We start from the raw sequence: 24,474 nt of genomic DNA, 5'->3' as shown, positions 1-24,474 counted from the left end.
GTCTTTTAAAGCCGCTAACTGTCGATCTAAATGTTGCTCCTTGGAACTCACACGCGCATAACCGATTTTAGCCATTTCCAATTCTCCTTTTGGACAGTTCTAATGAACACTTGTAATTCCTAGTATAGCACAGAAATAAAAAAGACCAATAGGGTATACCCTAGTGGCCGTTTTTGATCCATTATCAATGGCTTTTTAAATTAGGGCCTAGCACTTTTGGAATGGAAATACTTTCCAACACCAAAAATTCTAGACCCAAATAAATTTACCTACGGGTTATTTATCAATTAACTTTGATAGATAATAACCAACTACAAATCCTAAAGTATTAGCAAGCACGTCATTTATATCTACCCAACGATGTGTTATTGCCAAATTGTCTGTTATAAATTGAATAAATTCGATAGTGAATCCAATAAGGATTCCAGTTGTAATCACATGAGAAATTTTGAATTTGGGAGAGAATAAAATATAGGTAAATATTCCTAAGGGACAAGTCATAATGATGTTTAGCCAGAATCCTAATTGATCTAATTCTTGAAAGGGAATGTAAGCAACTGGTGCCTTACCAATCATCATAAAGCTAATAGCTTGATTTGACGATGGCAATTTAATAGGTAAGGTTGGGCTAAAACATAAAAAACAAATTGATAAGGCTGAAATTCCTAATAATACCCAGGCAAATAATTTTGAAATATGGTTAATAATTCATCATCTACTTTCATTATTAATTGAACTTGAATTGTCAAATTAAGTGCAACACTACATTAAAGAATATTTCATAAGGCGTTTTCCATCCGAGACATTTACGGGGACGATTATTCATTTGTTCTGCATATGCTTGTATCCGGCGGTCAGTAATTGAATCAAGGTCAGTTCCTTTTGGCAAATATTCGCGAAGCAAGCCGTTAGTATTTTCGTTAGTTCCTCGTTGCCAAGGAGAGTGAGGATCGGGAAAGTAGAAGGGCGTACCAAACTTATCAGTTAAACATTGAACTTTGGCAAACTCTTTACCCCCTATCCGGGGTAATCGTTAACGATCTACCAGGCCATAGCTTCATTAAGTCGCTCAAAGTATCCGTGACTGCTTCTGAAGTTCTTTTAGCAGCTTTACCAATAAGCAGGTAACGAGATTTTCGATCAACCAATGTAACGACACAAGCCTTTCCGCTTTTGCCTAACACGGTATCACCTTCCCAGTGACCAATTTCTACACGGTTGTCAGCTTCTCGCGGACGATCATGAATTTTGTTGGGGATTGGAATCTTGCCTCGTTTTTCCTGATAAGCTTTATTGTGGCGAGACTTGCCGTGATGCCTTAGATGGCGCACGGCACTAGAGCTGCCAGATTTAAACAAATTATCAAATAAGCCATTGAAAATCCCACGGTAAATAGTCGTGGTACTGATCTGCACCGGATACTTTTCGACTGCCAAGCGATTCGATATTTCCTCCGGAGACCAAAGGTCTTCGCAGAAGTGTTCTCTCACCACTTCAAACACCTGAGGATTACTCAAAAGAGAGACTCTGCCACAGTTGCCTTTGCGCTGTTTGTACTTCTCCTGAGCCTTCGAAGGTGAATAGGATTTACCAGTAGAATTACGGCTTAATTCTCGAGAAATGGTTGAGTAACTTTTCTTGATATGGCTGGCAATCTCACGAAGTGAGTTTCCATGATTCCTCATTAAAAAGATAGTTTCCCGTTCATCTATGGTAATATGCTTGTAGTGATCCATGGCTAAATTCCTTTCATGATTGTTTTCGCAAACATCATTTTACAGAAATTTGGCCATGGGCCATTCTTTATTTAATTAGTGTTGCACTTAAAGTGTAAATTCAAGAATTAAAAATATTGCAATAATTTATAAATTCTTCCTTAAATACATATTTTTGAAAACTAAATTTCAATTATAAGCATTTTTATCAAAACTATCACAAAAAAGTAGTAATAACGGAACTTTAACAAATCTTTTGAGAGCGTAAAATATCTTGTTTATTTATCCAAAAAGATATATAATTTACGCAGAGATTGAAAGAGATATCTATGTGATGGGTATTTCTCCAATCAAGCAGAGTCCGATTGATCCATCACATTAGGACTCTATTTCATAGCGACCAACAGTCGTTTATGAGGAGGGAAATATTATGAAAAAACTCGTAAGAAATAGCATGTTAGTAGGGGCAGCTGTTTTAGGAATTGGTTCGTTAGGTACAGTCGCTCAAGCAGCAACAACACCTGCATCACCAGTTCCAAGCACAAGCAGCACAGCCACGGCCGATATTACGCCTGGAAAGATCACTTTAAGTTCGGCCCCTAGTTTTCAATTTGGTACAGTAGCAGCTTCAGCAAACGATATTTCATATACGTCAACTTCCACATCAGGAAGCTTGGATATCGCTGATGCTGGTACTGGTACTGGATACACTGTAACTGTTGCAGCATCACCATTCACGGCAACAGGCGGCGCAGCCTTAAAGAATACAAACCTATTATTAGATAATAAAGAAACAGATCCTATTAAAGCAGTTGATGCTGATAATGTATCAACACCTCCAGCACTTGCCGCAAAGCTTTCACTATCAAGTTCACCAGTAACTGTTGTTAGTGCTGCAGCTGGTGAGGGTGTAGGTGCCTATACTGGAACATATGGTTCTACTGATGCCTCACTTAAGGTTCCAGCTGGTAATATTGGCGGAACCTACAGTTCAACCTTAACATGGACGTTAGGTAATGCACCTGCTTAAATATAAAAATTTAGGGCTTGTAACTTAATTGTTGCATGCTCTCTTTTTTCTTCGGGAGATGATATTTTGAAGAAGCGTATTTGGATTTTCATGTTGTTTTTAATTAGTGTTATAACTTTTGGTTGTTTAGGAACCCAAGATGTTTCGGCCGCCACCTCAGAAGCTCAACCAGCAGTGACTTATAATATTGTGCCAGAACTTTCAAATAATCAGATCGATAAAAAAGTCGGTTATTTTGATTTGAAAGTGACGCCAAATGAGAAGTTGCAAGCTAAATTTAAGATTAATAATAACGATACTAAAACGCATACTTATACTGTAATGGTGAACCGGGCATCGACTGATACCAATGGGGTAATAGTCTATAACGAACATAATGTTAAAGCTGATTCATCTTTGAAATATGATATTGAAAAATTAGTTACATATCCTAAGAGTGTTACTGTTGATGCAAAATCTTCTACAGAAGTAGTTGTGAACATTAATGCTCCGAAAGGAAATTTTGATGGCGTATTGTTAGGTGGTATCTTTATCGAACAAGATAATCAAGTTAGCAAGAGTAATGCTAAGGGTGTAACGTTAAAAAATAAGTATAATTATGTTCTAGGCCTACAATTGAGACAAAATACTGACACAGTTGAGCCAAATTTAAAACTGATCAAAGCATATGAAGATACTCAAAATGGACAAATTTCAGTCAATGCACTATTAGATAATGATGTGCCAAGATTGGAAGAAAAAGTTGATATCAAAGCAAAGATAACTTCAGAAAATGATAGTAAGAATGTTATTTTACAATCAGAGAAATCAAATATGTCAATTGCCCCAAACAGTTACTTTACTTATCCTATTAATGTTAATACAGTTATCGGTGCTAACAAGGATAAGAGATTAAAGTCAGGTACTTATATGATGTATTTGGATGTTAAGGCTAACAATGGGCAAAATATTTGGAAGCTTCAACGGAAATTTACGGTTACTGACAAGCAAAGTCGTGAAATCAATAAGAAGACGCCAGTTAAGAACAGTCATACTAAATCCAATATGGCTATCATTGAAACAATTGCTGCAATTATAGTGGTTGCAGGGTTAGGTGTTTGGTATTACAAAAAACATAAAAAGTAAAACGAGATACGAATAAAAGAATCCAATAACTCACTTTTGGGGTTCTTACTCAAATTTGGTTAAAATGTGAATGTGCTTAAATTCTCGTCTTCCGCAAGAATTAGAAATGTATTGGAACGCGATGGATCTCCAAGATCAGCCTTATTGTAAGTGGCAAAGCCGCCAACAATAATCACATAGCTGAACACATTTCCAATTTGTACTCCAGACTAAATAATTTTCCATTTAGTTTTTTTGTGGCAAGTATGTTTAATACGTAATTTTGTAAAATAAAAACGGCCTCTATTAAGAGATTCAAGTAAAGGATCTATCTTGAATACTTAATGGAAGCCGTTTTTTTGGTTCTTCGTCAACTGTTGTTGGTGAACAAAATATTGGAGTTCTAATCACTTGGTGATTAGGGCTCTTTTTGTATGAACCCGAAAAGCGAACAGCACTCTTAGCCGGAATCTGAAAAAGTTTCGGTAACCAAATCCAGTACGTTTAATGACTTTAATCTTGTTGTTTGAACCTTCTAGGGGCCCGTTGGTGTAATGGTGAGTGAAAGTATTACCAATTTCATCATGATGAGTCGCTAGGGTCTGGAGGGTTGCCAACATCTCTTCCGAGCAGCCCTCTAAGTGATGGAACACTTGATTATAGTTGGACCAATCACGGTTTTTGATGGTTTCACGTAACCGATTCATCACGTCGTAAGTTTGCTTGAGCTCGGGATCAATGTCCAATAAAGCATCAACTACATCAGTGGCAGTCGCTGGATAAGGGAAGTTTGTCCACTTACGGAAAGCTTCGTAGTTGAGGTGATTTTCCGGCGTTAATAATAATTTCCAATAGCGTTTTAGGGCGTGATACTCGCGTGAGGAAGTCGCCAGGGTTTTCATGAGGCGCACCCGCGTCTTGTTAAAAGCTCGGTTTAAAGCGTTAACCAAGTGGAAGGGATCGATGACAACGATGGCATTCGGGAAGATCTGCCCAACCAATTTGGGATAGGTATAATTCATATCAGTCACGATTATTTTCACATTTTCGCGCGCGGCTTGGTCATAATGCCGGAAATACTTTTGAAGCTGATAGATGGTTCTAAAGGGTAACAGATCAATCAATTCGTGGGTTTCCGCGTCCATAAATTCAAAGCTCATCGCGTCGGTGGCACTCTTAGTGCTTTTAACTTCGTCCATGAGGAGAACTTTGGGTAAATAGTGCCAGTTGGTTTCAAAGTCCCGTTCAGCGCGCAAGAGCTGCCGACCAACGAATGAATCCGAAGTGGATAACTCATCGGCAATGTGTTTGAGTGAAACCGGTTCGGTCAGTTTTTCTAAGCATTGTTTGCGGGTCGTATTTGAAATCGTGCAGTGCTTCGGCACCGCATTCGTCTGCGCCAGGAAATTGGTATGACAAGCCTTACAGTGAAAGTTTCGCCGATTGAGGCAGAGGATAACGGTGCTGCCCAAGGTTTTAGCGAATCTAATGGTGGTCTTCCGCCAACCATAGCCAATGATCTGATGGTCATTAATAACCCCACAGTTGTGGCAGGCCTTGGGGGAATAGTTCAGCGATCCATTTAATCGGATCACCCCATCATCACCTATTTTGCCATTCTCAATTATTAAGTGTTCATCATCTATTCCTAACAACATTTTCGTAGTATCATTTGACATAGGGCATTTCCTTTCTTGACTTAATTCTGTGGTGGGAGCAAGTTAACGGACGGGAGATGTCCGCTTTTTTATTCTAATGATAAACAAAAAATCTGTCATCATTAATAGATAAAAATCTATTACCAACAACAGATATTGTAGAACCCAAATAAAAAAGCCGCCCTGCGTAACTTTGGCTAGGTTACAGGGTGACTCAACTATCATTTCTTAACTAATGCCACCGCCTTTGAAGCGGCTTGCGCGGGAAGTCTTGTTAGCGCAAGACTTCCTTTTTCTATTACATTATAGCATGTCCCTTAAAAACTGGCTAACGTTTTAGGCTTTGATCAGGTTCAGAATCTGGTTGTTTGATTTCTGGATGCTGTTCAGCAAAGGATTTCAGTTGCTTCTGTGTTCGCTCACTGATTTCTTGGTGCACATCGTTTAACTGTTTTTTAAATTGTGCTTTCTGTTGTGGACTAGTTGCTTGTTGAATTTGTTGTTGCAAGCTTTGATAGGACTTATTCAGTGACTGGGCTGCTAGCATTTTTAAATCGTGCTCAGTTCCTTCTTGTGCTTCTTGCAAGCCTAATTGTTTGGTTAAGCCATCGCTAAGCTCAATCACTTTGTTGCTAACTTGCTGGATTTCACTTAAAGCATTATGGATCACAGCTGTATCTTTAGCCCAGGTAGCCACATAACCGAGTGAATAGTTACTGGTATCAACGCCAATATTTTGCATGGCAACATACGCAACCGCTTCGGCTTGCGTTTCTTGATAGGCTCGCGGGCGATCTTTAAAGGCTGATTTTAACCCATGTAACTGACTATGCGCATATTCATGATATAACGTCTTCAATTTTAAAGCATTGTCGGGCTCATCGCCACCAATGACGATTTCATTAGTGCTGGGTTGAAAATACCCCTTAGCCCCATTTAGCGTCGCTAAAGGCACTTCACTGACTTTAAGGTCGGTTTGCTGGTTTAAATAATCTTTGAACGCGTTATATAAGCTTGTCACATTCTGATGATCGGCCAAATTTTCTTTGACAAAGTCTTTAGCACTTAACACTGGTTCACCGCTAGTTTGTGCCACATCAAAGACGGGTAGATAGCGATAACCGATAATGGCGCGCTCATCGGTGGTATCAAGACGCTTCTGCTCGGCTGGTGTTAGCTTCTTAATGATCGGAGCCGCAATCCGAATCGCTTTTGCGCCTCGTTTGACGGTGCGGTTAAAAGCCGTCTGCCAGTGCTTAAAGCCCGCGACTTGAGTGGCTTGCGGATTTTGCGCATAAATCAAATCAATGTTTCTGGCACTATAATGATGAAATTTAGCTAGGGTATTAAGATACTTTTTAAATTGGTCACTATCAGTTAATTTTAGGATTTGCTGTTCAGCCTGGGCGACTAATTGTGCTTTCCAAGCCTTAACATCTGCTTTATTTGGCATAAGTTACCCCTCCTCATCTTCAAAAATATCATTCAATGTTGGCAATGATCTTATTTGAATCGGGGTCGTGCCATAAAGGGCAACGTAACCGTCAGACAATTTTTGCCAGGCTACTTGATAATAAGCGCCGTTACCAGTGATTTCTTTTAAATACTTGTAGGTTCCTTTAGCTTGCAAAACGGGTAATTCACTGGCTAAAACTGCTAATTCGTTGTTCATTTTATGATCTCCTTTGCTTTGCTAATCTCACCCGTTGTTTGGGTTTACTTTTAGGGTTGTAAAAGTGAACCTAAATGACGGGTTCACTAACCGGAACGTAGTGCAGGGCGGTAGGCAGGGTCTAATCAAAATCAAAACTTAATTTATGGCCGTCAAGCTTTAACTTGGCGTCAAACGACTTTCCCTTTTTGCTCTTGAAACCCTTTAATTTGCTGGTTTCACCCTTGGTAACTAACGCTTTAATTGCGGTCTTCCCGAGCGTCTTGCTACTCCATTTCTTGGGCAGGGTAAAGTCTTCGCCTTGCTTAGGCTTTACAATATAAAACTTCTGTTTATTTAAAACGGTCGCTTGCGGTGTTTCTAAGAAGACCTCGGCGGACTTTTGTGCTTGCTGTTGGTGATTGATTTGTTGCTTAATGGCTGCATTGCCGGTTAATTGTGTGGGAACATCAGCGATTAACTTCGCCACAAACTTCTTGATTTGGCTCAAAAAATTATCCGGAGTGCGTTCTTCGGTACTGATTTGCTGTAACGCTTGCTCCCATTTAGCCGTCATTTCTGGGCTAGTTAGCAAGGGTTCGAGTTCGACCGCTTTACATAGTGTGATCCCAGCTTCACTGACGTGCAGCTTATTTTTTTCAGTGACGAGATAGCCGCGTTGCTTTAACACTTCTAGCACATTGGCCCGGGTCGCACTTGTCCCAATGCCTTGCACATCTTTGAGAATTGCCTGGGCTGCTTCATCATCAAGCGTTTTGCCGGCAGTCTTCATGGCCGTAATCAGGGTTCCTTCGGTAAAGGGTACCGGTGGTGTCGTTTCTTTTTGCGGCGTTTGCAGATTCGCTGGAACTTGGTCGCCTTGGTGAACAATCGGTAGGGTGGCTGCTTCTTGCTGGTCGGCTTTGTTTTCATCAAATAATGCTTGCCAACCTTGCTTAGTTGGGACCTTACCGGTTGCTTTAAAATTAGCATCGCCGACTTGGGTAACAATGGTGGTTTCTTCATATTCGTAAGGATCAGCAAACATCGCTAACGTCGTTCTTAAAACCAAGTCATAGACTTGTTGCTGTAATTTAGGTAAGGCAGCTAATTGATCTTTAGTCGGGACGATTTTAGTCATGATAATGACGTAGTGTTCTTCAACCTTCTTTCCATTAACATAGCGCTTATTCGGGGCGGTATTGGTTAAAGCGACTTGCTTAGAGACTAAACCCAGATACTTCGTCAGATTAGCCATTAAATACTCAAATTCTTCATCAGTGATATAAGCACAATCGGTTCGGGGATAGCTAAGGAACTTGGCTTCGTATAAACTCTGAATGGCCGCCAAAGTCTGGCTGGCACTGGCGTGATAACGTTTATTCATGGCACTTTAGAGACTGGATAGTGAGAATAGTTGGGGACTAGCACGCTTTTTAGCCTGGTTTTGAATGCCCTTGATTAAACCAGCCTGTGATCCTTTCTGAACGTGTTTAGCTTGCATGAATGTTATTAGCCCTGTTTCGTCTTTAAATCGCTGATAGGGGTCTAATTTTGCGACGAATTTTTGCTGATTAGCTACAATTTCCGCATTTAGTTCAAAATAGGGTTCCGGCTTAAAGGTTTTGTTTACCTGGTCTCTTTGATAGACCATACACAAGGCTGGCAGCTATACGTAACTAATCGAGCACGCTCTACGTACCAAATTTTTCTCAATATAAAATACATTATGGGCTACCATTCATACCAATTAACCAGTCGCTAATTTTGTGATTACAAGTGCATGCCCCAATCTTCATGCCGGTTCCGGGTTTGATGTTGCCGCTGCTTTTTCGTCATTTCCCACTCGGTCTCTTTTAAGCCGCGTTCTTGTTTTTGCCGTTGGTAATCTTCATCACGAGCATATAGAACAGTCATGATCGCGTCACTAAAGGCCGTCTTTAAGTAATAGTCTGGACTAACTGGCTTGTAGTTCAGTGATTGATAATGTCCGATATTTGCTTTTCTGTACTGGTCGTCCTTGGCTTGTTGCCCTTTTAACTGCTTTTGGATTTTCTCGATCTGACTGTTCTTAATCGTCGGATCGGCTTTGCATTCGCCAAAAAAGAGTTGTTTAGTGCCATCATGCTTTAAAACCCGTTGTAAGTGATGATTTTCTAACTGATCTAAGCTAAGCTGTCCCGATAAATAAGCTAGTCCTTGTTGATGTTCTTGGGGACTGAAAACCTGTGGTGGGTTTGCTTGCCACTGTTCAATTGTTTCAGCCTGACATGGCTTTAAAACAGGATCATAGTACATCACGGCTGTATAGGCTTGTTCCTGTTTAATCAATGGCAATCCATCTAAATCGCCTTTGGGAAAGGCCCTTTTCAATACTTCATGGTATTGCGTTTTAATGACTTGCTTAACGGCCATGATTGCCCGTAGATCTTTGACTGCTCGAGTAATCTTTTGCTGTTCGGTTGGTGAATATTTCTCTAGTAACCCTTGATCGACGTGTTCTAGACTTTCTAAGTTATCGTCATGAATCATCAGCGTATATTTCAGTTCGATTTTGACTTCCTTTTCTTGTTGCATTAATAACTTCCAGCCAACGTATGGCCGTTTGGTAAAGGTCAATAATTGTTGGGCCAACAAATCATCACGAATGTTCATTAAACGTTCGTTTAATTCACTACCCTTGAAAACTGTTTGTTCGCTATCGGTTTCCTTAATTAATTCTCGTCTTTCAGCTTGCGTGGTCTGTTCAAAATTAAGCTCTGGATAAAGTTTTTTAGTCGTGCGATCAACCACTTTATTTAAGAGTTCATCGGCTTTTTTTAGTGAACTTTCTTGTTGGTTAATCGTCAATAATTGCTTAGTGACATCTTCACCAACAGCGTGCTTAATTAAGGTACTGTTTTTCCAATTAAATAGCATGCGCCGTTTATCATCTAAGTTCTCCAAACTGATATAAGTTTTCAGTTCATGGCTTAACTCTTTAACTACCCGTTTTTCATTAAACGATAAGTGTTTACTTAGGCTATCTAAATGACCTCTATTGATTACTTTTTCTTGGTTGTTTTTATAACTGGCTTTGGCCTTGCGATAGTTCTTAACTTGTTGGTTAAATGCTTTTCTTTCATGCCGTTTGCTATTGATTCCCTCATGTTGCATTGGTGTGTCAGCTATTCCCTGTTCCACAAATGATTTTTCGCTGATCCGATCGGGAATATTTTTTTGCTCCAAAGCCTGATTTACACTTGCCGCCCAATTGTGCCGCCATTGATTGATTTTTTCTTTTTTATCCCAATCAACTAACCACACCTTTCTTGATCTTGGGAAACGACTATTTCCTGTATAAGTCTTGTTCCCATTTTCGTCTAATATGTTTTCTCGTTTACTTTTCAATCCCCACGTTCCGTCTGGGTTAAATGGACGGTTAGTTAACATCACATGAGCGTGCGGATTATCTGGGTGATCTCTATGAATTGCCACATCGGCAACCATACCTTCATCAACAAAATTTTCTTGTACATATTTTGTCAATAATTCTTTCTGTTCATCTTCACTTAATTCAACGGGTAGAGCCACGTTAAACTCTTTAGCGTACCGTGAGTTTGCTCGACGGTCTTTTCTTTCAACTTCGTTCCATAATTTCTCTCTATCACTCGCCCATTCTGGCGCATTCTTTGGTGTTAAAATAAAGCTTTCTGGCATAACCGACCGAGCATAAAAATAACTTCGGCCTTCTTTTTGATCGAATAATTTTTCGCCACTTCGATAACTTGCTCCAGCAATTGCACTTCTTCCTTTTCCAGCACTAATATTACTAAAGCTCATGTGAAAAATTGCCATGTCGGTCACCACCTTTCTTTGGATTTATGGGTTTGATTTTGTTGTCGCCAACGGCGACTTCTAATACAAGTGTTTAGCACAATAACACAACCAACTTTAGTTGTTGTGTGTAAGTGCGCATTGAACTCGTTTCACTCAGTCTTCTGATTCTCTTAACTTTAATTTAGTGTATGCCTTCCGCTTCGCTATTTCAAATTTTATACTTTGACTTAACGTTTCCTATGTGATATAGTTTCGGTGATTATTTCTAATATGATTGGAGGGATCGTTATGTCTCAAAGTAACTTAGAAAAACAAGAAGCTAAATTAAAAGCCCTTAATCAAAAAATTAAGGACGAAAAAAATAAGATTGAACAACGGCTAGGTAAACAAATCATCAGTCAAGCCAATTTAGATTATGCTAATTTGTCTAACGATCAGATTAAGCTTTTAGCCAAGCAATTTTCTGAATTTTTAAAGGTAAATTCCGTAGATCATTAGCCATACGAGATGGGGAAATTCCATGCCTAATCAATATGAAAAACTAGTCGAGCAGCAAGCGCGTTTAAAACAAAAAATTGATCGGGAAGATTTTAAATTACGACAATCTAAATACTATGAAAATCGGCAAGCCCGCAAAGCCCGTTCTCGCCGATTAATTCAAAAAGGGGCTTTATTAGAAAAGTACTTTCAAGCTAATAACCTCTCGGTCGAACAAACCGAAGAACTTTTAAAAACATTTGCTGACTATGTTAACGCCCATAAACCGGATAAATTAAAAAACGATCAACCTAATAACTAGGCCGATCGTTTTTATTTTCAGGATTGTTTTTTGGCTTAATTTCTAGATTGTTTTTAGCAAAGTCTTTGAGATGATTTTGGGTTATTTTACGAATCTTGTCTTCAACTAATTTAAGTTCTAATTTATCCGTTTTTTAGTTGCTTGTACATCTGGTTCAATTCATTAGCACTTAATTTTTTGTTTGCTCGAATTTGTAATCCTTGAATACCATTATCATATGTCCACTGTTTAATTTTAGTCATGTCATTAGTCTGATAATAATTGGCAATTAGTTCGTTCCATTGATCCCACTTATCTAATGGGACATTGATTAAACCAGCGCCACCGTCAATCATAATTTTATTGGCACTTAAAGTTGCCGTCCTTTTGTTTCCGTCCCAAAAGATTTGTTGGCGCATATTATGATACATGACAGTCAATGCTTTATCAGTAATCGTCGTTCGTGGATCAGCCAAGATTTCTTGTAAAAAGGATTGTTCTTGTTTTTCGTTAATTAAAGGCGGTTCAAAAAAGTCTTCACTACCTAAATTAACTCCTCCTTTCCCTTGCCGTAATTCTCCTGGTACTAAGGCGTCTTCCGCTGCCACAATCTTGTTGATTTGTTTTTCCATGGTTAACGTTAAAGGGGAATTTTGAGCAGTGATATATTGCCACCCACGCTTTAAATTAACAATCGTCAAAACATCTTCAACAGGTACTCCTGCTACGCTCATACCGTCCATAATAGTTTGTGTTTGTGGCAAAGTGGTATTAACGCCTTCAAAGCGAGCATTAGTATGCACTAACTTGGTAAAATTTGCTCGGGCAAACCGTTGGTTTTCTGCAGCTGTGAATTTATACTTGTCCATATATGTTCGTGTCTTAGCCATATTTTGTGCCTCCTTTCTATTTCAGTCACTGATTATTTGACCTGTCCATGTTAAATCACGAAATGCTTTTCGTTGATAATTTGCTCTTGGCGTTTCTCTAAGAGGTAAGTGTGTAACGCGTCAAACAGTTTGCATTTATCAGGATCTGGATTATGGGCTGCTTGCTCCCAAATGCCTTGAATATCGACTGCCCAGGGGTCAGCCAGCAATTGCTCTATTTTTTCGACTTCTTTGCTTGGTTTGGTCATTTAAAAAGCTCCTTTCACATTCGCTTAGTTCAGTCATCGCCTGTTCAACCACTTAAGGCCCCTATTTTTGTTTCTAAGTGATTTTAAAGCAGTTTTAATACAATTATGCACTGCAACGCTTAAAACGGCTTAAATGAGCTCATATGACGTTTAATTCCAAGAGCGCTCATTGTCAGTGTTCTGTTCTTCGGGGTGTTTGGCCGCATATTCTCTAGCCGCTTGTTGATTCCACCAAACGCCAAATAGGTTTTGCATGGTGCCATACAAGTAGTTTTCAACGTTCTTGATATGTTTCTCATTGCTTCTAAGAACGTTAAAGTAGCGTCTTAAGGCTTTAGTCATCAAAGGTTTTAGTTCTTCGTCGTAAAGCGGGATTATGACGCCAATATCTTGATGATCCTTTTCAACTCGGTACTTAGCATTTAAGATAATGCCAATGAAGCGCCGCATTTGTTGCGGGGTACGGCACCAAAAACTAAGTAGTTGCACAGCTTCTGGTTCTAAGAAAACCGGTAAGCCACTGTCTTCATCAGTTAAGAAATCATTAGCATGGTTCACCAAATCCTGGTTTTGCTTTTGAATTTCTGCTGGTGAGAAATTGGCTGTGGAAAAGTTCAACTTTTGAGTATCTATATTATATCTGTTTTTGTCTCTTTCTTTAGGTTCTCTATATAGATTAAGTCCATTTTTTGAACTTCCGCTCGTAGCAAGGGTTTGAGAGCTGTTGTCAACGAACTTATGCGGAAGTTCATTTTTTGAACTTCCGCTCGTAGCAAGGGTTTCAACGGTCTCCCGCGGAAGTTCATTTTTTGAACTTCCGCTCGTAGCAAGGGTTTGAGAGCTTTTTTGACCAAATTCGCCGCGTAAATAGACATCGGTTGCTTTCACATCGAGCTTGGACAGATATAAGCGATTCGGTTCATTTTTCTTAGTTTTCGGGTTAAAGCCCATTTGTTTCTGAACGAGTAATCCGATTGATTCCAGCTCTGCTTTTATTTTGATGACTTTTCCCTTTGAACAATTGAACAAGTCCATTAGTTCTTGATTGGTAAAGATAAAGTAGACGTGTCCTTCACTATCAACCCAGTTATTGCGCAAAGAATACTCTAATCGGTCTTTTAGTACCATATAGGCTAATTTAGCATCATTGCTTAAATGCTTGTATTGCTCGCCATACATTAATACCTTAGGGAACTGGAAAAATAAGGCTCCATATACGTTATCTGCTTCATAGTAATTAAAATTTGTTGATTTTGTCATAATAAAAACTCCCTTTCTTGACTGACACACGCTGTCTCAAAAGAGAGTTGCTAAAACATTCGACTTGCATTACAATACAAATCTGATATGCTCTAACTGAATTACAAAGCCTCACGGCTAAATGAATGCTTTGTAATTTACCAGCATGTGTCTGTTTGTGAGTTGCCCAGGCGGCAACTTTTTTAAGTTCTAACAACAAAAAATGGACTAAATAGCTCTGGTTAGCTACTTAGTCCATTGACTTTAATTTGTTTTTAACTATCCTTAACTTGTCCTTGGGGACTGGTTTGCGGTATAATTAACCTACAAATTAAGAACAATGTTCAGTCGATTTTAACTTGGCGGTGAAAATCGACTGAATCTAAGTAGCTGCCTTATAGCTACTTGCTAAACCCAAAATCCCTGATTCCTCGTGAATCGGGGATTTTTCTGTTTAGCTTGATCTCTTTATTCGGTTGTTAAATTAATTTTAGTCTAGCATAGCGCTTACCAAGCGGCAACTTTATTTGGTCTTGTATACTTTGCCAGCTTTTGGTTGAAACCAGTAAGCGATAGAAGATACCAGTAAATATTCGAAAAGTAAAAATGCTTCGGGGTGTTTAAGCAAATTTCCATCAAAAACACTGAAAATCATGAGCATAAGCAACCCGCAAAAATACGTGATAAACAGGGACATTATTTGAAAAATTCTTACGACAATACGACGGTTACCACTGATTCTTTCAAATAACAGCTGTAACCAATACTGCATTGGAAATAACCACTGTCGAATAAAAAAGCGGTCATCTACCAGGTGCTTTTTTGCAATTCCAATGGCTGGGATTATCCAAAAGACAATAAGGCTGGCAAGCAAAAATGTAACATTTATCGAAATTCCCATAACAACTCCTCCCTTAAAGTGACATCACATATTTTTTATAAGCTCATTTAAAAATTTGGAGGCAGACTTAAAATTATGTTCTTTGGCTAGACCGTCAAGTCTTTTGCGTGCGCTAGGTTGAAGTGAAAAGGTATAGTTCTTAGTACGTTCCTCTTCATCTTTAAAAACAGGAATAACAAGTTTATCTTTAGTATCAGTTGGCTGTTCTGTTTCATTTTTTTGTAGTGCCTTTTTTATGTTTTTGTTCTCTGGATCGAATGCCATAGGTAGTCCTCCTTTATAATTCACATGCACACACATTGAGTATACATGTGATTAATACGTGTACGAAATATTTATAGTTTTTCCGTGATTTCATTAAATGTTTTGTCCATACTATCAAAAAATTCATGTTGATCAATATATGTTTTGTGGTCTTCAGCCATTTTTGAAAGAGATTTTTTATCCAACGTTGAACGATTGAATAGCTCCTTTTCTGGAACTGTAGCCAATACACTGGGATCGCCTTTTAAGGCTTTTAATAACTCGCGAGATGATCTTGTGTTGTGTTTAATCATGTTGGCGATAAAAAATAATTTGGTCGTGACATAAGATTTTCTAGTAGAGTAATCAATGGCTTCTTTGCGTAATTCGTTAATTCTTTCTTCTAGGTTAAATTTTGCATTATACCCATGTTCGCTAGGTGTGATTGGACTAAGGATAGCATTACTAATGATTACTGCATTCTTGGTAGCAGTAGAAAAATCTGGGTGACAATCCAAAATAATATACTCGAATTTTCCTAAATTTAAACGTTCATAATTATCTGACAACCACATATAGAGGAACATGTTTTTGTTAGTCTTATTTTCAATGGTACGCTCAATATCGTCAAGGTGCATGTCTCCGGCAATTAGACTAATATAAGCACTTATTTCATGTATTTTGACTTTCCCTCGATCTAAGAAAATGTTGCCAACGGTGTCTTGATTATCGTAAATGTTGTAAGTCTGGGTTAAATTACTTTGGTGGTCTAAGTCAATAAATAAAACATGCTTGCCATTTTTTGCTAACCATTCACCATAATTAAAAGCTAGGGTAGTTTTACCAACGCCGCCCTTTATAGCTGAAAATGTAATAATTTCCATTAGTGTCCCTCCTCATACATGCTAAGTAAGCTTAATAAATATCGCTACATGCATAATAACACATAACACGTATGTTTGCGAATGATGCATATACATTATATTCATGAATTATTAGTATACACTAGCTAAGTGCCCTATCTCTTGATATTAAGTTTTTTACGATATCGAATAAAAGTTGTCCGCTTTTATGTAAGCGCAAGGAAACTCGTTCTTTTAAGGACGTGCTGAATTGCGCTATTTTTACGCCGTAGGTACTTTACACATAGCATAATTAAAAATATGCTATAACTGCTTGCTTGGCCTAATCAGGTACTTGCAAGCGCTGAACTGTGTTATACTAGCGGCGTAGCTATTGATCGTTGTTCAGGTAATACAAGGAGGTTTTGCTGATGACCACACACTATGCAGCACAAATTGTACCATTGAATGCGGATAAGATTGGAACGGCTGCTTATGGCGAAGCGACGTTCGCAATTGCAGATGATGAATTAACGATTAAGATCACAATGCACAACACGCCGGCCAATATGCAGCATTGGGAACATTTTCATGGCTTTCCGGATGGTAAGCAGGCGTTGATCGCAACGGCTGCACAGGATGCGAATGCAGATGGTTTTGTTGATCTCATGGAGACTGAAGCCGTTTCGGGGACGACGATGGTACCTTTTGACGATGCCCCAGAACATATGGATATTCCCCATGACCGCTATCCAACTGCGGATGAGCACGGTGATTTTACTTATGAGAAGAAAGTCCCATTAAGTGAGCTACAAGCTAACTTTAAAAAAGCATTTGGTGAGTCGGAATTACACCTTGAAAAACGCGTGATCTATATTCACGGCGTGACTGCTAACGTGCACTTGCCAGAAAGTGTTGCCGGAATGGTCGGCCACTATGATGCACACGTTACGTTACCGATCGCGACTGGTCAGATCGTTGCGGTTGATTAATAAGCCTAAAAAATAAGGAAATTGGCCCGATTGGTCAACTTCCTTATTTTTTATCAGCTATTGATCGGCAACTTTTTTCAATAATCGTTTCATCTCCGTGATCTCTTCACGTTGCGTTTTAGCGATCTTCTGTGCGAGGGCTTTGACTTCCGGATCGCTGAGTTGCGCGCGTTCACTGGTTAGAATCGCGGTCGAGTGATGGGGGATCATTTCTTGCATCCAAGCTGCATCGTGCACGGTCGCTTGGCTACGAACTAGATAAAGCGAGCCAGCAAATATCACCGCACTACCAAGTAGGATCAGGCGGTTCAAACGTTTATTCTGGTACATTGACCACATGAATAACAGCATTACAATGGCCATGGTGGCGCCCATAATTAGCGCCATATACAGTCGCGTTTGGCTTAGAAAAATATGATCTAATTGGAACACATTAAGGTACATTAACCCATACATAATAACTGTAGAGACAAGAATCATCAGTAAAAATTTCGTGTATTGTTTCATGACGTCCTCCTCGCTTTCGCTGGCTTTATTTTGACTGTAACAAAAAAAATAGGGTAGCGTCAAGAATCTTGTGTAAATGAAATGCCTTCGTACATATAATATGTATCTAACTTAAATAAATGATGCTTCCAAGGTGTCCTGGAGTCCTTTGAACCCTCGGTGGATCCGCTTCAGAGACTTCTCGTTATAAACATTAAACTGAGAAACCAGGAAGCGATCCAGTGAATCTTCCGTTGGAAATTGTTCTTTGTGGTGGGTGGTGCGCTTGAGATGCTTATTAAAGTTCTCAATCAGGTTAGTGGAGTATAGTGATTGCCGGATAGCTGGTGGAAAGTCCATGAAAGTGAGTAAATTCGGCATTTTAAGCAGATCTTTGATTAATTTGGGATAGGTCTGATGCCAGTTGTTGGCGAACTCATTCAGTTTCAGTTTGGCTGCTTCACGGTTGGCGGCCCGATGAACTTGTTTAAAGTCACTGATCACGGCCTTGCGGTCTTTTACGCGAACTTTGTTCATCAGATTCCGCCCAACATGAACCAGGCAACGTTGTCGTTTGGCTTTAGGGAAATGCCGATTCAAGCCTTCATCCAAACCAACTAACCCATCGGCCACAAACAACAGCACATCTTTAACGCCCTGCTTGATCAAGGTTCCCAGCAGTTCAGTCCAGATTCCAGTCGATTCCGTTGGCGCCACTTGGTAGTTCAGCACTTCTTTCGTACCATCTGGACGAATGCCAATCGCAATATGAACGGCTTCTTTTTGAACGGTATCCCGCTTTAACGGCAAGTAAGTGGCATCTAAGAAGATGGCCGCATATTGTGAAGCCAGTCGACGTTGCTGGAAAGCTTGAACCTGTTCATTGACGGCTTTAGTCATATTGGAAACCGTGGCTTTGGAGTAGTGAGCACCGTACATTTTCTCAATGAGTTCGGCAATTTCAGCAGTGGTAATTCCCTTGGTATACAACTGAATGACCGTTGTTTCTAAATTATCACTGTGCCGACCGTAGGCTGGCAAGGTATGATTTTCAAACCGGCCATTGCGATCTCGAGGAATGGTTAAGTTAAGTTGGCCGTACTTCGTATCAAACGAGCGCTCATAACTGCCGTTGCGGTTATTACCAGTGTTAATCCCAGCGTATGAGTAGCGTTCGTAACCCAAAAACTCTGCCAATTCGGTTTGAAGCAGCTGGTTAATCGCAATTTCGAGGTGGTGACGAAAAACTTCGTCCAAATCTTGCTTTTGGGCTAGTGCAGCGATAATTTCTGTGGTAAGTTCATTGATGGGGAATGCCTCCTGTGATGTTTTCTGTGGTTACTAAATATCATAAGGGAAGGCATTCCCTATTTCTATACAATTCAGAAATCTTTTATGCATTTACACAAGATATTTTACGCTCTTGAATCTTTATATTCAACACAATTTGTAGATCAATCAGATCGTCCACCAATTTGCATAGACACCATATATAGTGCTATAATGATCGCCTAACCACTATATATAGAAAAAGGACGATGATTAGTTACGGAAACCATAAATATTCTCTACATCAGTTTGAGTGGCAACACGAAATATTTTATTAGCAGACTGACAACATACTTTGAGAAAGAACGTCATGTTCGGGTTAGTTCAATTAATGTTAAAGAACACCCTGAATTCACCACTCTTGACCAGCCGTTTGTTACCTTCCTACCAGCCTTTCTTAAAGGTGGTAATGGGGTTAATGACGGTTATACTGAAATATTAACCACTATTTTGGGAGATTACCTCGCGTACGAAGGCAATTACCAGCATTGCTACGGTATTATCGGTAGCGGTAATCGTAATTTTAATAAGCAGTTTGCACTCACGGCTAAACAATATGCTAAACGCTTCGATTTTCCTTACATTACCGATTTTGAGCTACGTGGCACCGCACACGACATTCCTCGCATTGCCGATGCCATCTTAACCTATCGCAATCAATTTTGTTTTCAAACAACGAAGGAGTAATCCCTAATGGTAACTAGCACCCCAGAAATGGAAAATACCTATTTTTACTTAAATAACCTCGTAAATATCCCAAGCAACGGAGAAATTCCGCTACATTATGATCAAGAAGCCCTAAAGGCTTATTTCGAAGAGACAGTTAAACCGAAGACCAAGCAATTTGATTCGTTAAATGCCAAGTTAAATTACTTGGTTGACGAAGATTATATCGATCCAAGTATCCTGGAACAATACTCTCACAAGTTTGTGCAGTCCTTGTTCGACCAAATGAGAGACCATCACTTTCGTTTTCGCAGCTTTCTCGGTGCCTACAAGTTCTACACACAATATGCCATGAAAACTAATGATGGCCAGCAATTTTTGGAAGACTTTGTCGATCGCGTCGTCTTCAATGCCCTCTATCTCGCTAATGGTGATGAACAACTTGCCAATGACGTTGCCGATGAATTGATTTCACAACGTTATCAGCCTGCCACCCCCACGTTTCTCAACGCGGGTAAAAAACGGCGCGGTGAAATGGTATCATGTTTTTTAATCGATGTGGCCGACTCCATGCTCTCAATTGGACGCGGCGTTAATTCTGCCCTTCAACTATCTCGAATCGGTGGGGGCGTCGGCGTTAACCTGTCAAACTTGCGCGCCTCAGGTGATCCTATTAAGCAGATTTCCAACGCCTCGTCTGGCGTTGTACCAGTGATGAAGTTACTTGAAGACTCATTTAGCTACAGTAACCAACTTGGGCAACGGAACGGCGCCGGAGTGGTTTATCTCAACGTCTTCCATCCTGACATCTTACATTTTCTGGATACCAAAAAGGAAAATGCGGACGAAAAAATTCGGGTGAAGACCTTGTCCCTCGGTTTGATTGTTCCTGATAAATATTATGAATTACTCAAGACTAACGAACCAATGTATCTTTTTAGCCCCTATGATGTCGAACGTGAATATCGTACGCCATTTGCTTACATCGATATCACCAAAGAATATAACAACATGGTCGCTAACCCCAATATTAAGAAGTCAGTTTTTAACGCGCGGAAACTAGAACAAAAGATTTCTCAACTCCAACAAGAATCTGGTTATCCTTACATCTTGAACATTGATACGGCCAACCAAACTAACCCTGTCGATGGCAAAATTATTATGAGTAACCTTTGTAGTGAGATCTTACAGCCTCAAGAACCGTCAAAACTTGATGATGACCTATCGTACAAGACAATTGGCACCGATATTTCATGTAATCTCGGATCAACTAATATCATGAATATGATTGACTCGCCGGACTTCGGTCACTCAGTTGAGGTTGCTGTTCGTGCGCTCACCCTCGTAACTGACACAACCGACGTTAAGGAAGTACCGACTGTTAAACATGGTAACGAACTTTACCACACGATTGGATTAGGGGCTATGGGTCTGCATACTGCCCTTGCACGCCACCAAATTGAGTATGGCTCACCAGAGGCCCTTGAATTTACTGATGCCTACTTCCTAGCTTTAAACTACTATTCACTCGTTACGAGCAATCGAATTGCCCGTGAACGCCACGAAACCTTCGCTAAATTTGACCAATCAAAGTACGCTGATGGCAGTTACTTCGATCAATACTTGAACGCAGACTTTGAATTCAAGAGTACCAAAGTTGCAAAAATCTTCAAAAATATTAAATTACCATCTGTTACAGATTGGAAGGCACTCAAGCAAGATGTGATTACTGGCGGCCTTTATCATCGTAATAGACTCGCTGTGGCACCGAACGGGTCAATTTCGTACGTCAATGAAACAAGTGCATCACTTCATCCAATCACACAATTAGTAGAACAACGTCAGGAAAATAAGGTAGGCTCAATCTTCTATCCAGCACCTTACCTGTCTAACGAAACTTTGCCTTACTACACACCCGCATATGATATTGATCAACGAAAAATTATTGACACCTATGCCGTAGCTCAAAAGCACATTGATCAAGGCATGAGTCTGACACTATTTATGCGTTCAGTTTTGAAACCTGACCTTTACGAGTGGAAGGACAATAACAATTTAAAGATGACAACCCGAGACCTTAACCGGTTACGGAATTACGCCTGGACAAAGGGCATTAAGTCACTTTATTACATTCGAACGTTTACAGAAGACGATGAAATTAAAACGGCAAATGAATGTGAATCATGCATGATCTAGGAAATTCACTTGGGGTCTTACCGTCCGTTTAACACACCGGCATACGTTATTGGGTCACAAGACCCATATACCCATGAATCCTAATTAAGGAGACGAACAAATAACGATGGACTATTTATACTACAAAGCAATTAACTGGGATGATATTAAAGATAATTTCGATAAATACATGTGGGAACGACTCACCACTAACTTTTGGTTGGACATTCGGATTCCCATCACGAATGATCAAACGGCTTGGCAACAGCTATCAGATACTCAACAACAGGCCATTACTCGTATGTTGGCAGGTACATCAATGTTAGCCGTCTACCAATCAGAAGTTGGCACCCCTGCTATTCGCCACGATCGGCGAACTCAACAAGAAGAATCCGTATTAAACACCATTACCTTTATGAAATCAGTCCATGCCAAAAGCTGTACGACCATTTTCCGGGCTCTGATTCCGGGTAACGGCGGTGAAAGTTTTACTTGGGCAGATGATAATGCCAATCTGCAAGCTGAAATTGACCAACTAGCCCAAATGAGCACTAGCGATATGGCCTTACAGAAAAAAGCCCTTTTTATTCTGACTGAAACTGGGCTCTCGTTTGGTAAATACTGGACAATACTTCAAACACAGGCTCTCGTCAATACTTACCAAATGTTGGCTAATATTCTCCGCGGTAGCGCCCTTTTTAGTGCTTATATTGGTTACAAATTTCGCCTCAGATTTGAAGAACTCACTGTAAGTGATCAAACCGAACTGCAGTATTGGATTAATACACAGTTTGATCAACTCATGCAAACTGAAAAAGACTTCTTAGAAGCTAACCTTGACGATGCCACCGAAGCCATCAATCTGGCCTCCTATGGTGCCAATCATGCATTAATGTCACTTGGCTTTAACGCTGTCTACGAAGTTCAACCGTCTTCACTAGTGGCGCAACTCAAAGAACTGATGATTGACCAAAATCAATTTTTGCAACAGGTAACGGCTGCAAACAATGAATCGGACACTGAAAAAATGACCGATGACGACTACGACTTTTAAGGAGTATTCAACTAATGAGCTATAAAACAATTAATTGGGACATCATCGAAGACGAACTTGACGAATATGTATGGGATAAAGCAACGGCACAATACTGGCTGGATACGCGAGTACCTGTTTCTAATGATTTACGGGACTGGCGGACACTCTCTGGCACCGAAAAATCGGTTATCAATCGGGTTGTGGGTGGATTAGCCTTGCTGGATACACTCCAATCTGAAGAAGGAGTCGACGTGATGCGGCCCGACGTTCGGACACGAAAAGAAGCAGCAGTCCTCAATGACTTTTTGATGATGGAGTCAATTCATGCCAAAAGCTACGGCACTATTTTGACATCTTTGAACGATCAAGCCACTGTTGACGAAGTATTCAAATGGATGAACAATAATCCCAGAATGCAATACAAAGCCAAACGGATCAATGATATTTATCAAACGGGAAACAACCTTGAAAAGAAAGTTGCAAGCGTCTTTCTTGAAGGAATTTTGTACTACACCAACTTTTTTACCCCACTTTGGTACCGTGGTAACAATAAGCTGGCAAATCTTTCTGAAGTTATCAAACTGGTGATCCGCGATGAATCTGTTCATGGTACCTACCTCGGCTACAAATTTCAATTGGGATATAACGAGCTATCGGCGACTGAACAAAAAACATTCAAAAAGTGGATGGATGAGTTGCTCGACGATCTCCTTGAGAACGAGTTTGCGTTCACCGAAGAAGTTTACGCGCCGATTGGGTTAGCGGAAGACGTTAAACAATTCGTTCACTACAACGCCAACAAGGCGCTCCAAAATATGGGCTTTGAATCCCGCTTCCCTAATGCTGAGATTAAAGATATCAACCCAATCGTAATGAACGGAATTTCAACCGAAACGGCCAATCATGATTTCTTTTCACAAGTTGGTGCTGGCTATCTAATGGGTAATGCTGAAGCTATGAGTAGCGGCGACTATGACTTCTAACATAGGCTTCTAGGCATAATTAAAATTAAAAAAAGGCTAATATCTACAGGAAATATTAAAGTAAAGCCCCCTGAGTTGTACTAGTCCCTGTCAAGTTGTCATTTGAAATAATATAAGTTTTGCTTTGCTTAAACGGCCTCATTCCAGTATTCCGCTGGGGTGAGGTCGTTTCTTGCTGGTGAACGATCTAGTTGATTAAAATAGTTGATGCCTTCTTCGACCAAGGCCACTAATTTAATTAGACTTATTAAGTAAAGAAAATAGGGACCCTTTCAGTTAACATGTGCTAACCAAAAGGGGGGCCCTATTTTCTTTTAATACCGTATTTCACACGGTATCGAATAAAGGTCGTCCGTTTAATACCTGTATTTCGGGACACATCAATGTCACTCATACCAGCTCGATAAAGCTTAAAAGCATGTTGCAAACGGGGATCATCTTTGGCATATTGGGGTTTGCGCCCATGATATTTACCCTGCTGCTTAGCTAAGGCAATCCCTTGTTGCTGGCGCTCAATGATTCGCTTACGTTCACTTTCGGCCTGATACTTATAGAGTTCAATAATCAAGTTGGTCATCAGTTGACGTAAATTGGGGTCAGCAATCCCTGTCATGGACGGCAAATTTAACACATCTAGGGTGGCACCCTTATTTTGAATGGAGTTCATGATCTTAGTCAAATCATGGTTG

The 24,474-nt window shown here is 39.9% G+C and carries 24 protein-coding genes and 2 pseudogenes; 9 read left to right on the top strand and 17 right to left on the bottom strand.

All coding sequences use genetic code 11. The features are described 5' to 3' along the window. From EKM76_RS08365 to EKM76_RS08350, 3 genes and pseudogenes are all read right to left on the bottom strand, one after another. On the bottom strand, positions 1-75 hold a 75-nt coding region (locus tag EKM76_RS08365; RefSeq protein ID WP_164507627.1), incomplete at its 3' end, for a recombinase family protein. 201 nt (positions 76-276) lie between these two features. Then, positions 277-648, bottom strand: a complete 372-nt coding sequence (locus EKM76_RS08355; RefSeq protein ID WP_225417902.1) for a VanZ family protein — start codon at positions 646-648, stop codon at positions 277-279. Between the two features lie 97 nt (positions 649-745). Continuing rightward, a pseudogene (locus EKM76_RS08350) lies at positions 746-1,736 on the bottom strand (IS30 family transposase). Between the two features lie 409 nt (positions 1,737-2,145). On the opposite strand from EKM76_RS08350, the gene EKM76_RS08345 reads away from it, so the two are divergent. Continuing rightward, positions 2,146-2,745 carry a WxL domain-containing protein gene (locus EKM76_RS08345; RefSeq protein ID WP_125550221.1) on the top strand — a complete coding sequence of 200 codons (600 nt, stop codon included), beginning with the start codon at positions 2,146-2,148 and terminating at the stop codon, positions 2,743-2,745. Between the two features lie 66 nt (positions 2,746-2,811). Then, positions 2,812-3,870, top strand: a complete 1,059-nt coding sequence (locus EKM76_RS08340; protein ID WP_125550220.1) for a DUF916 and DUF3324 domain-containing protein — start codon at positions 2,812-2,814, stop codon at positions 3,868-3,870. Between the two features lie 386 nt (positions 3,871-4,256). On the opposite strand, the gene EKM76_RS08335 is transcribed toward EKM76_RS08340, so the two are convergent. The 5 genes and pseudogenes from EKM76_RS08335 to mobQ form a co-directional block, all read right to left on the bottom strand. After that, entirely contained in the window at positions 4,257-5,528 is a 1,272-nt protein-coding gene (locus EKM76_RS08335) for an ISL3 family transposase (RefSeq protein WP_057864578.1), read from the bottom strand. Between the two features lie 307 nt (positions 5,529-5,835). Further along, positions 5,836-6,960, bottom strand: coding sequence for a M78 family metallopeptidase domain-containing protein (locus tag EKM76_RS08330; protein WP_125550219.1), 1,125 nt, complete (start codon positions 6,958-6,960; stop codon positions 5,836-5,838). Positions 6,961-6,963: 3 nt separating this feature from the next. After that, positions 6,964-7,179 (bottom strand): hypothetical protein, encoded by a 216-nt coding sequence (locus tag EKM76_RS08325; RefSeq protein ID WP_003679901.1) that lies wholly within the window; start codon positions 7,177-7,179, stop codon positions 6,964-6,966. 121 nt (positions 7,180-7,300) lie between these two features. Further along, positions 7,301-8,957: pseudogene (locus tag EKM76_RS08320) on the bottom strand (DNA topoisomerase). Continuing rightward, positions 8,932-10,995 (bottom strand): MobQ family relaxase, encoded by a 2,064-nt coding sequence (gene mobQ, locus EKM76_RS08310; protein ID WP_125550216.1) that lies wholly within the window; start codon positions 10,993-10,995, stop codon positions 8,932-8,934. Before mobQ ends, EKM76_RS08320 begins: the two are co-directional and overlap by 26 nt. A 252-nt stretch (positions 10,996-11,247) precedes the next feature. Here mobQ and EKM76_RS08305 point away from each other — a divergent pair, with 252 nt between their 5' ends. Together EKM76_RS08305 and EKM76_RS08300 are read left to right on the top strand one after the other, a co-directional pair. Next, on the top strand, positions 11,248-11,475 hold the full coding sequence (locus EKM76_RS08305; protein ID WP_080291157.1) for a hypothetical protein: 228 nt from the start codon (positions 11,248-11,250) through the stop codon (positions 11,473-11,475). A 22-nt stretch (positions 11,476-11,497) separates the two neighbouring features. After that, positions 11,498-11,776: a hypothetical protein gene (locus EKM76_RS08300; protein WP_125550215.1), complete on the top strand. Its 279-nt coding sequence runs from the start codon at positions 11,498-11,500 to the stop codon at positions 11,774-11,776. A 122-nt stretch (positions 11,777-11,898) separates the two neighbouring features. Here EKM76_RS08300 and EKM76_RS08295 read toward each other — a convergent pair whose 3' ends face one another. The 6 genes from EKM76_RS08295 to EKM76_RS08270 form a co-directional block, all read right to left on the bottom strand. After that, on the bottom strand, positions 11,899-12,645 hold the full coding sequence (locus EKM76_RS08295; protein WP_125550214.1) for a Fic family protein: 747 nt from the start codon (positions 12,643-12,645) through the stop codon (positions 11,899-11,901). 50 nt (positions 12,646-12,695) lie between these two features. Beyond that, positions 12,696-12,893 (bottom strand): hypothetical protein, encoded by a 198-nt coding sequence (locus EKM76_RS08290; RefSeq protein ID WP_056973931.1) that lies wholly within the window; start codon positions 12,891-12,893, stop codon positions 12,696-12,698. A gap of 150 nt (positions 12,894-13,043) precedes the next feature. Further along, the gene (locus EKM76_RS08285) at positions 13,044-14,153 is read right to left on the bottom strand and encodes a replication initiator protein A (RefSeq protein WP_035454423.1); all 1,110 of its coding nucleotides are present in this window, start codon (positions 14,151-14,153) and stop codon (positions 13,044-13,046) included. 502 nt (positions 14,154-14,655) lie between these two features. Continuing rightward, entirely contained in the window at positions 14,656-15,033 is a 378-nt protein-coding gene (locus EKM76_RS08280) for a hypothetical protein (protein ID WP_125550213.1), read from the bottom strand. 24 nt (positions 15,034-15,057) lie between these two features. Then, positions 15,058-15,297, bottom strand: coding sequence for a hypothetical protein (locus tag EKM76_RS08275; protein WP_010011603.1), 240 nt, complete (start codon positions 15,295-15,297; stop codon positions 15,058-15,060). Between the two features lie 71 nt (positions 15,298-15,368). Next, positions 15,369-16,160, bottom strand: coding sequence for a ParA family protein (locus tag EKM76_RS08270; RefSeq protein WP_016527412.1), 792 nt, complete (start codon positions 16,158-16,160; stop codon positions 15,369-15,371). A gap of 389 nt (positions 16,161-16,549) precedes the next feature. Here EKM76_RS08270 and EKM76_RS08265 point away from each other — a divergent pair, with 389 nt between their 5' ends. Then, complete coding sequence (locus tag EKM76_RS08265) at positions 16,550-17,110, top strand: hypothetical protein (protein WP_025016531.1); 561 nt, start codon at positions 16,550-16,552, stop codon at positions 17,108-17,110. A gap of 57 nt (positions 17,111-17,167) precedes the next feature. Here EKM76_RS08265 and EKM76_RS08260 read toward each other — a convergent pair whose 3' ends face one another. Both EKM76_RS08260 and EKM76_RS08255 read right to left on the bottom strand, forming a co-directional pair. Then, positions 17,168-17,617 (bottom strand): DUF305 domain-containing protein, encoded by a 450-nt coding sequence (locus EKM76_RS08260; RefSeq protein ID WP_010579557.1) that lies wholly within the window; start codon positions 17,615-17,617, stop codon positions 17,168-17,170. A 111-nt stretch (positions 17,618-17,728) separates the two neighbouring features. Further along, on the bottom strand, positions 17,729-18,904 hold the full coding sequence (locus EKM76_RS08255; RefSeq protein WP_125550212.1) for an IS256 family transposase: 1,176 nt from the start codon (positions 18,902-18,904) through the stop codon (positions 17,729-17,731). A 249-nt stretch (positions 18,905-19,153) separates the two neighbouring features. Here EKM76_RS08255 and nrdI point away from each other — a divergent pair, with 249 nt between their 5' ends. The 4 genes from nrdI (at position 19,154) to nrdF (ending at position 23,785) form a co-directional block, all read left to right on the top strand. Then, entirely contained in the window at positions 19,154-19,612 is a 459-nt protein-coding gene (nrdI, locus tag EKM76_RS08250) for a class Ib ribonucleoside-diphosphate reductase assembly flavoprotein NrdI (protein ID WP_072533468.1), read from the top strand. A 27-nt stretch (positions 19,613-19,639) separates the two neighbouring features. Beyond that, positions 19,640-21,787: a class 1b ribonucleoside-diphosphate reductase subunit alpha gene (nrdE, locus tag EKM76_RS08245; RefSeq protein ID WP_047021681.1), complete on the top strand. Its 2,148-nt coding sequence runs from the start codon at positions 19,640-19,642 to the stop codon at positions 21,785-21,787. Between the two features lie 106 nt (positions 21,788-21,893). Then, on the top strand, positions 21,894-22,820 hold the full coding sequence (locus EKM76_RS08240) for a ribonucleotide-diphosphate reductase subunit beta (RefSeq protein WP_010623241.1): 927 nt from the start codon (positions 21,894-21,896) through the stop codon (positions 22,818-22,820). Positions 22,821-22,834: 14 nt separating this feature from the next. After that, a complete protein-coding gene (nrdF, locus tag EKM76_RS08235) occupies positions 22,835-23,785 on the top strand; it encodes a class 1b ribonucleoside-diphosphate reductase subunit beta (protein ID WP_020923860.1) in 951 nt (316 codons plus the stop codon). Between the two features lie 304 nt (positions 23,786-24,089). Here nrdF and EKM76_RS08230 read toward each other — a convergent pair. Next, positions 24,090-24,474 (bottom strand): recombinase family protein (locus EKM76_RS08230; RefSeq protein WP_125550210.1); only part of this gene is annotated, 385 nt, incomplete at its 5' end.

The sequence above is a fragment of the Loigolactobacillus zhaoyuanensis genome, assembly GCF_003946385.1.
Taxonomy (GTDB): domain Bacteria; phylum Bacillota; class Bacilli; order Lactobacillales; family Lactobacillaceae; genus Loigolactobacillus; species Loigolactobacillus zhaoyuanensis.
The sequence above is the reverse complement of the archived record's forward strand: the minus strand, read 5'-3'. Positions and strand labels throughout refer to the sequence as shown.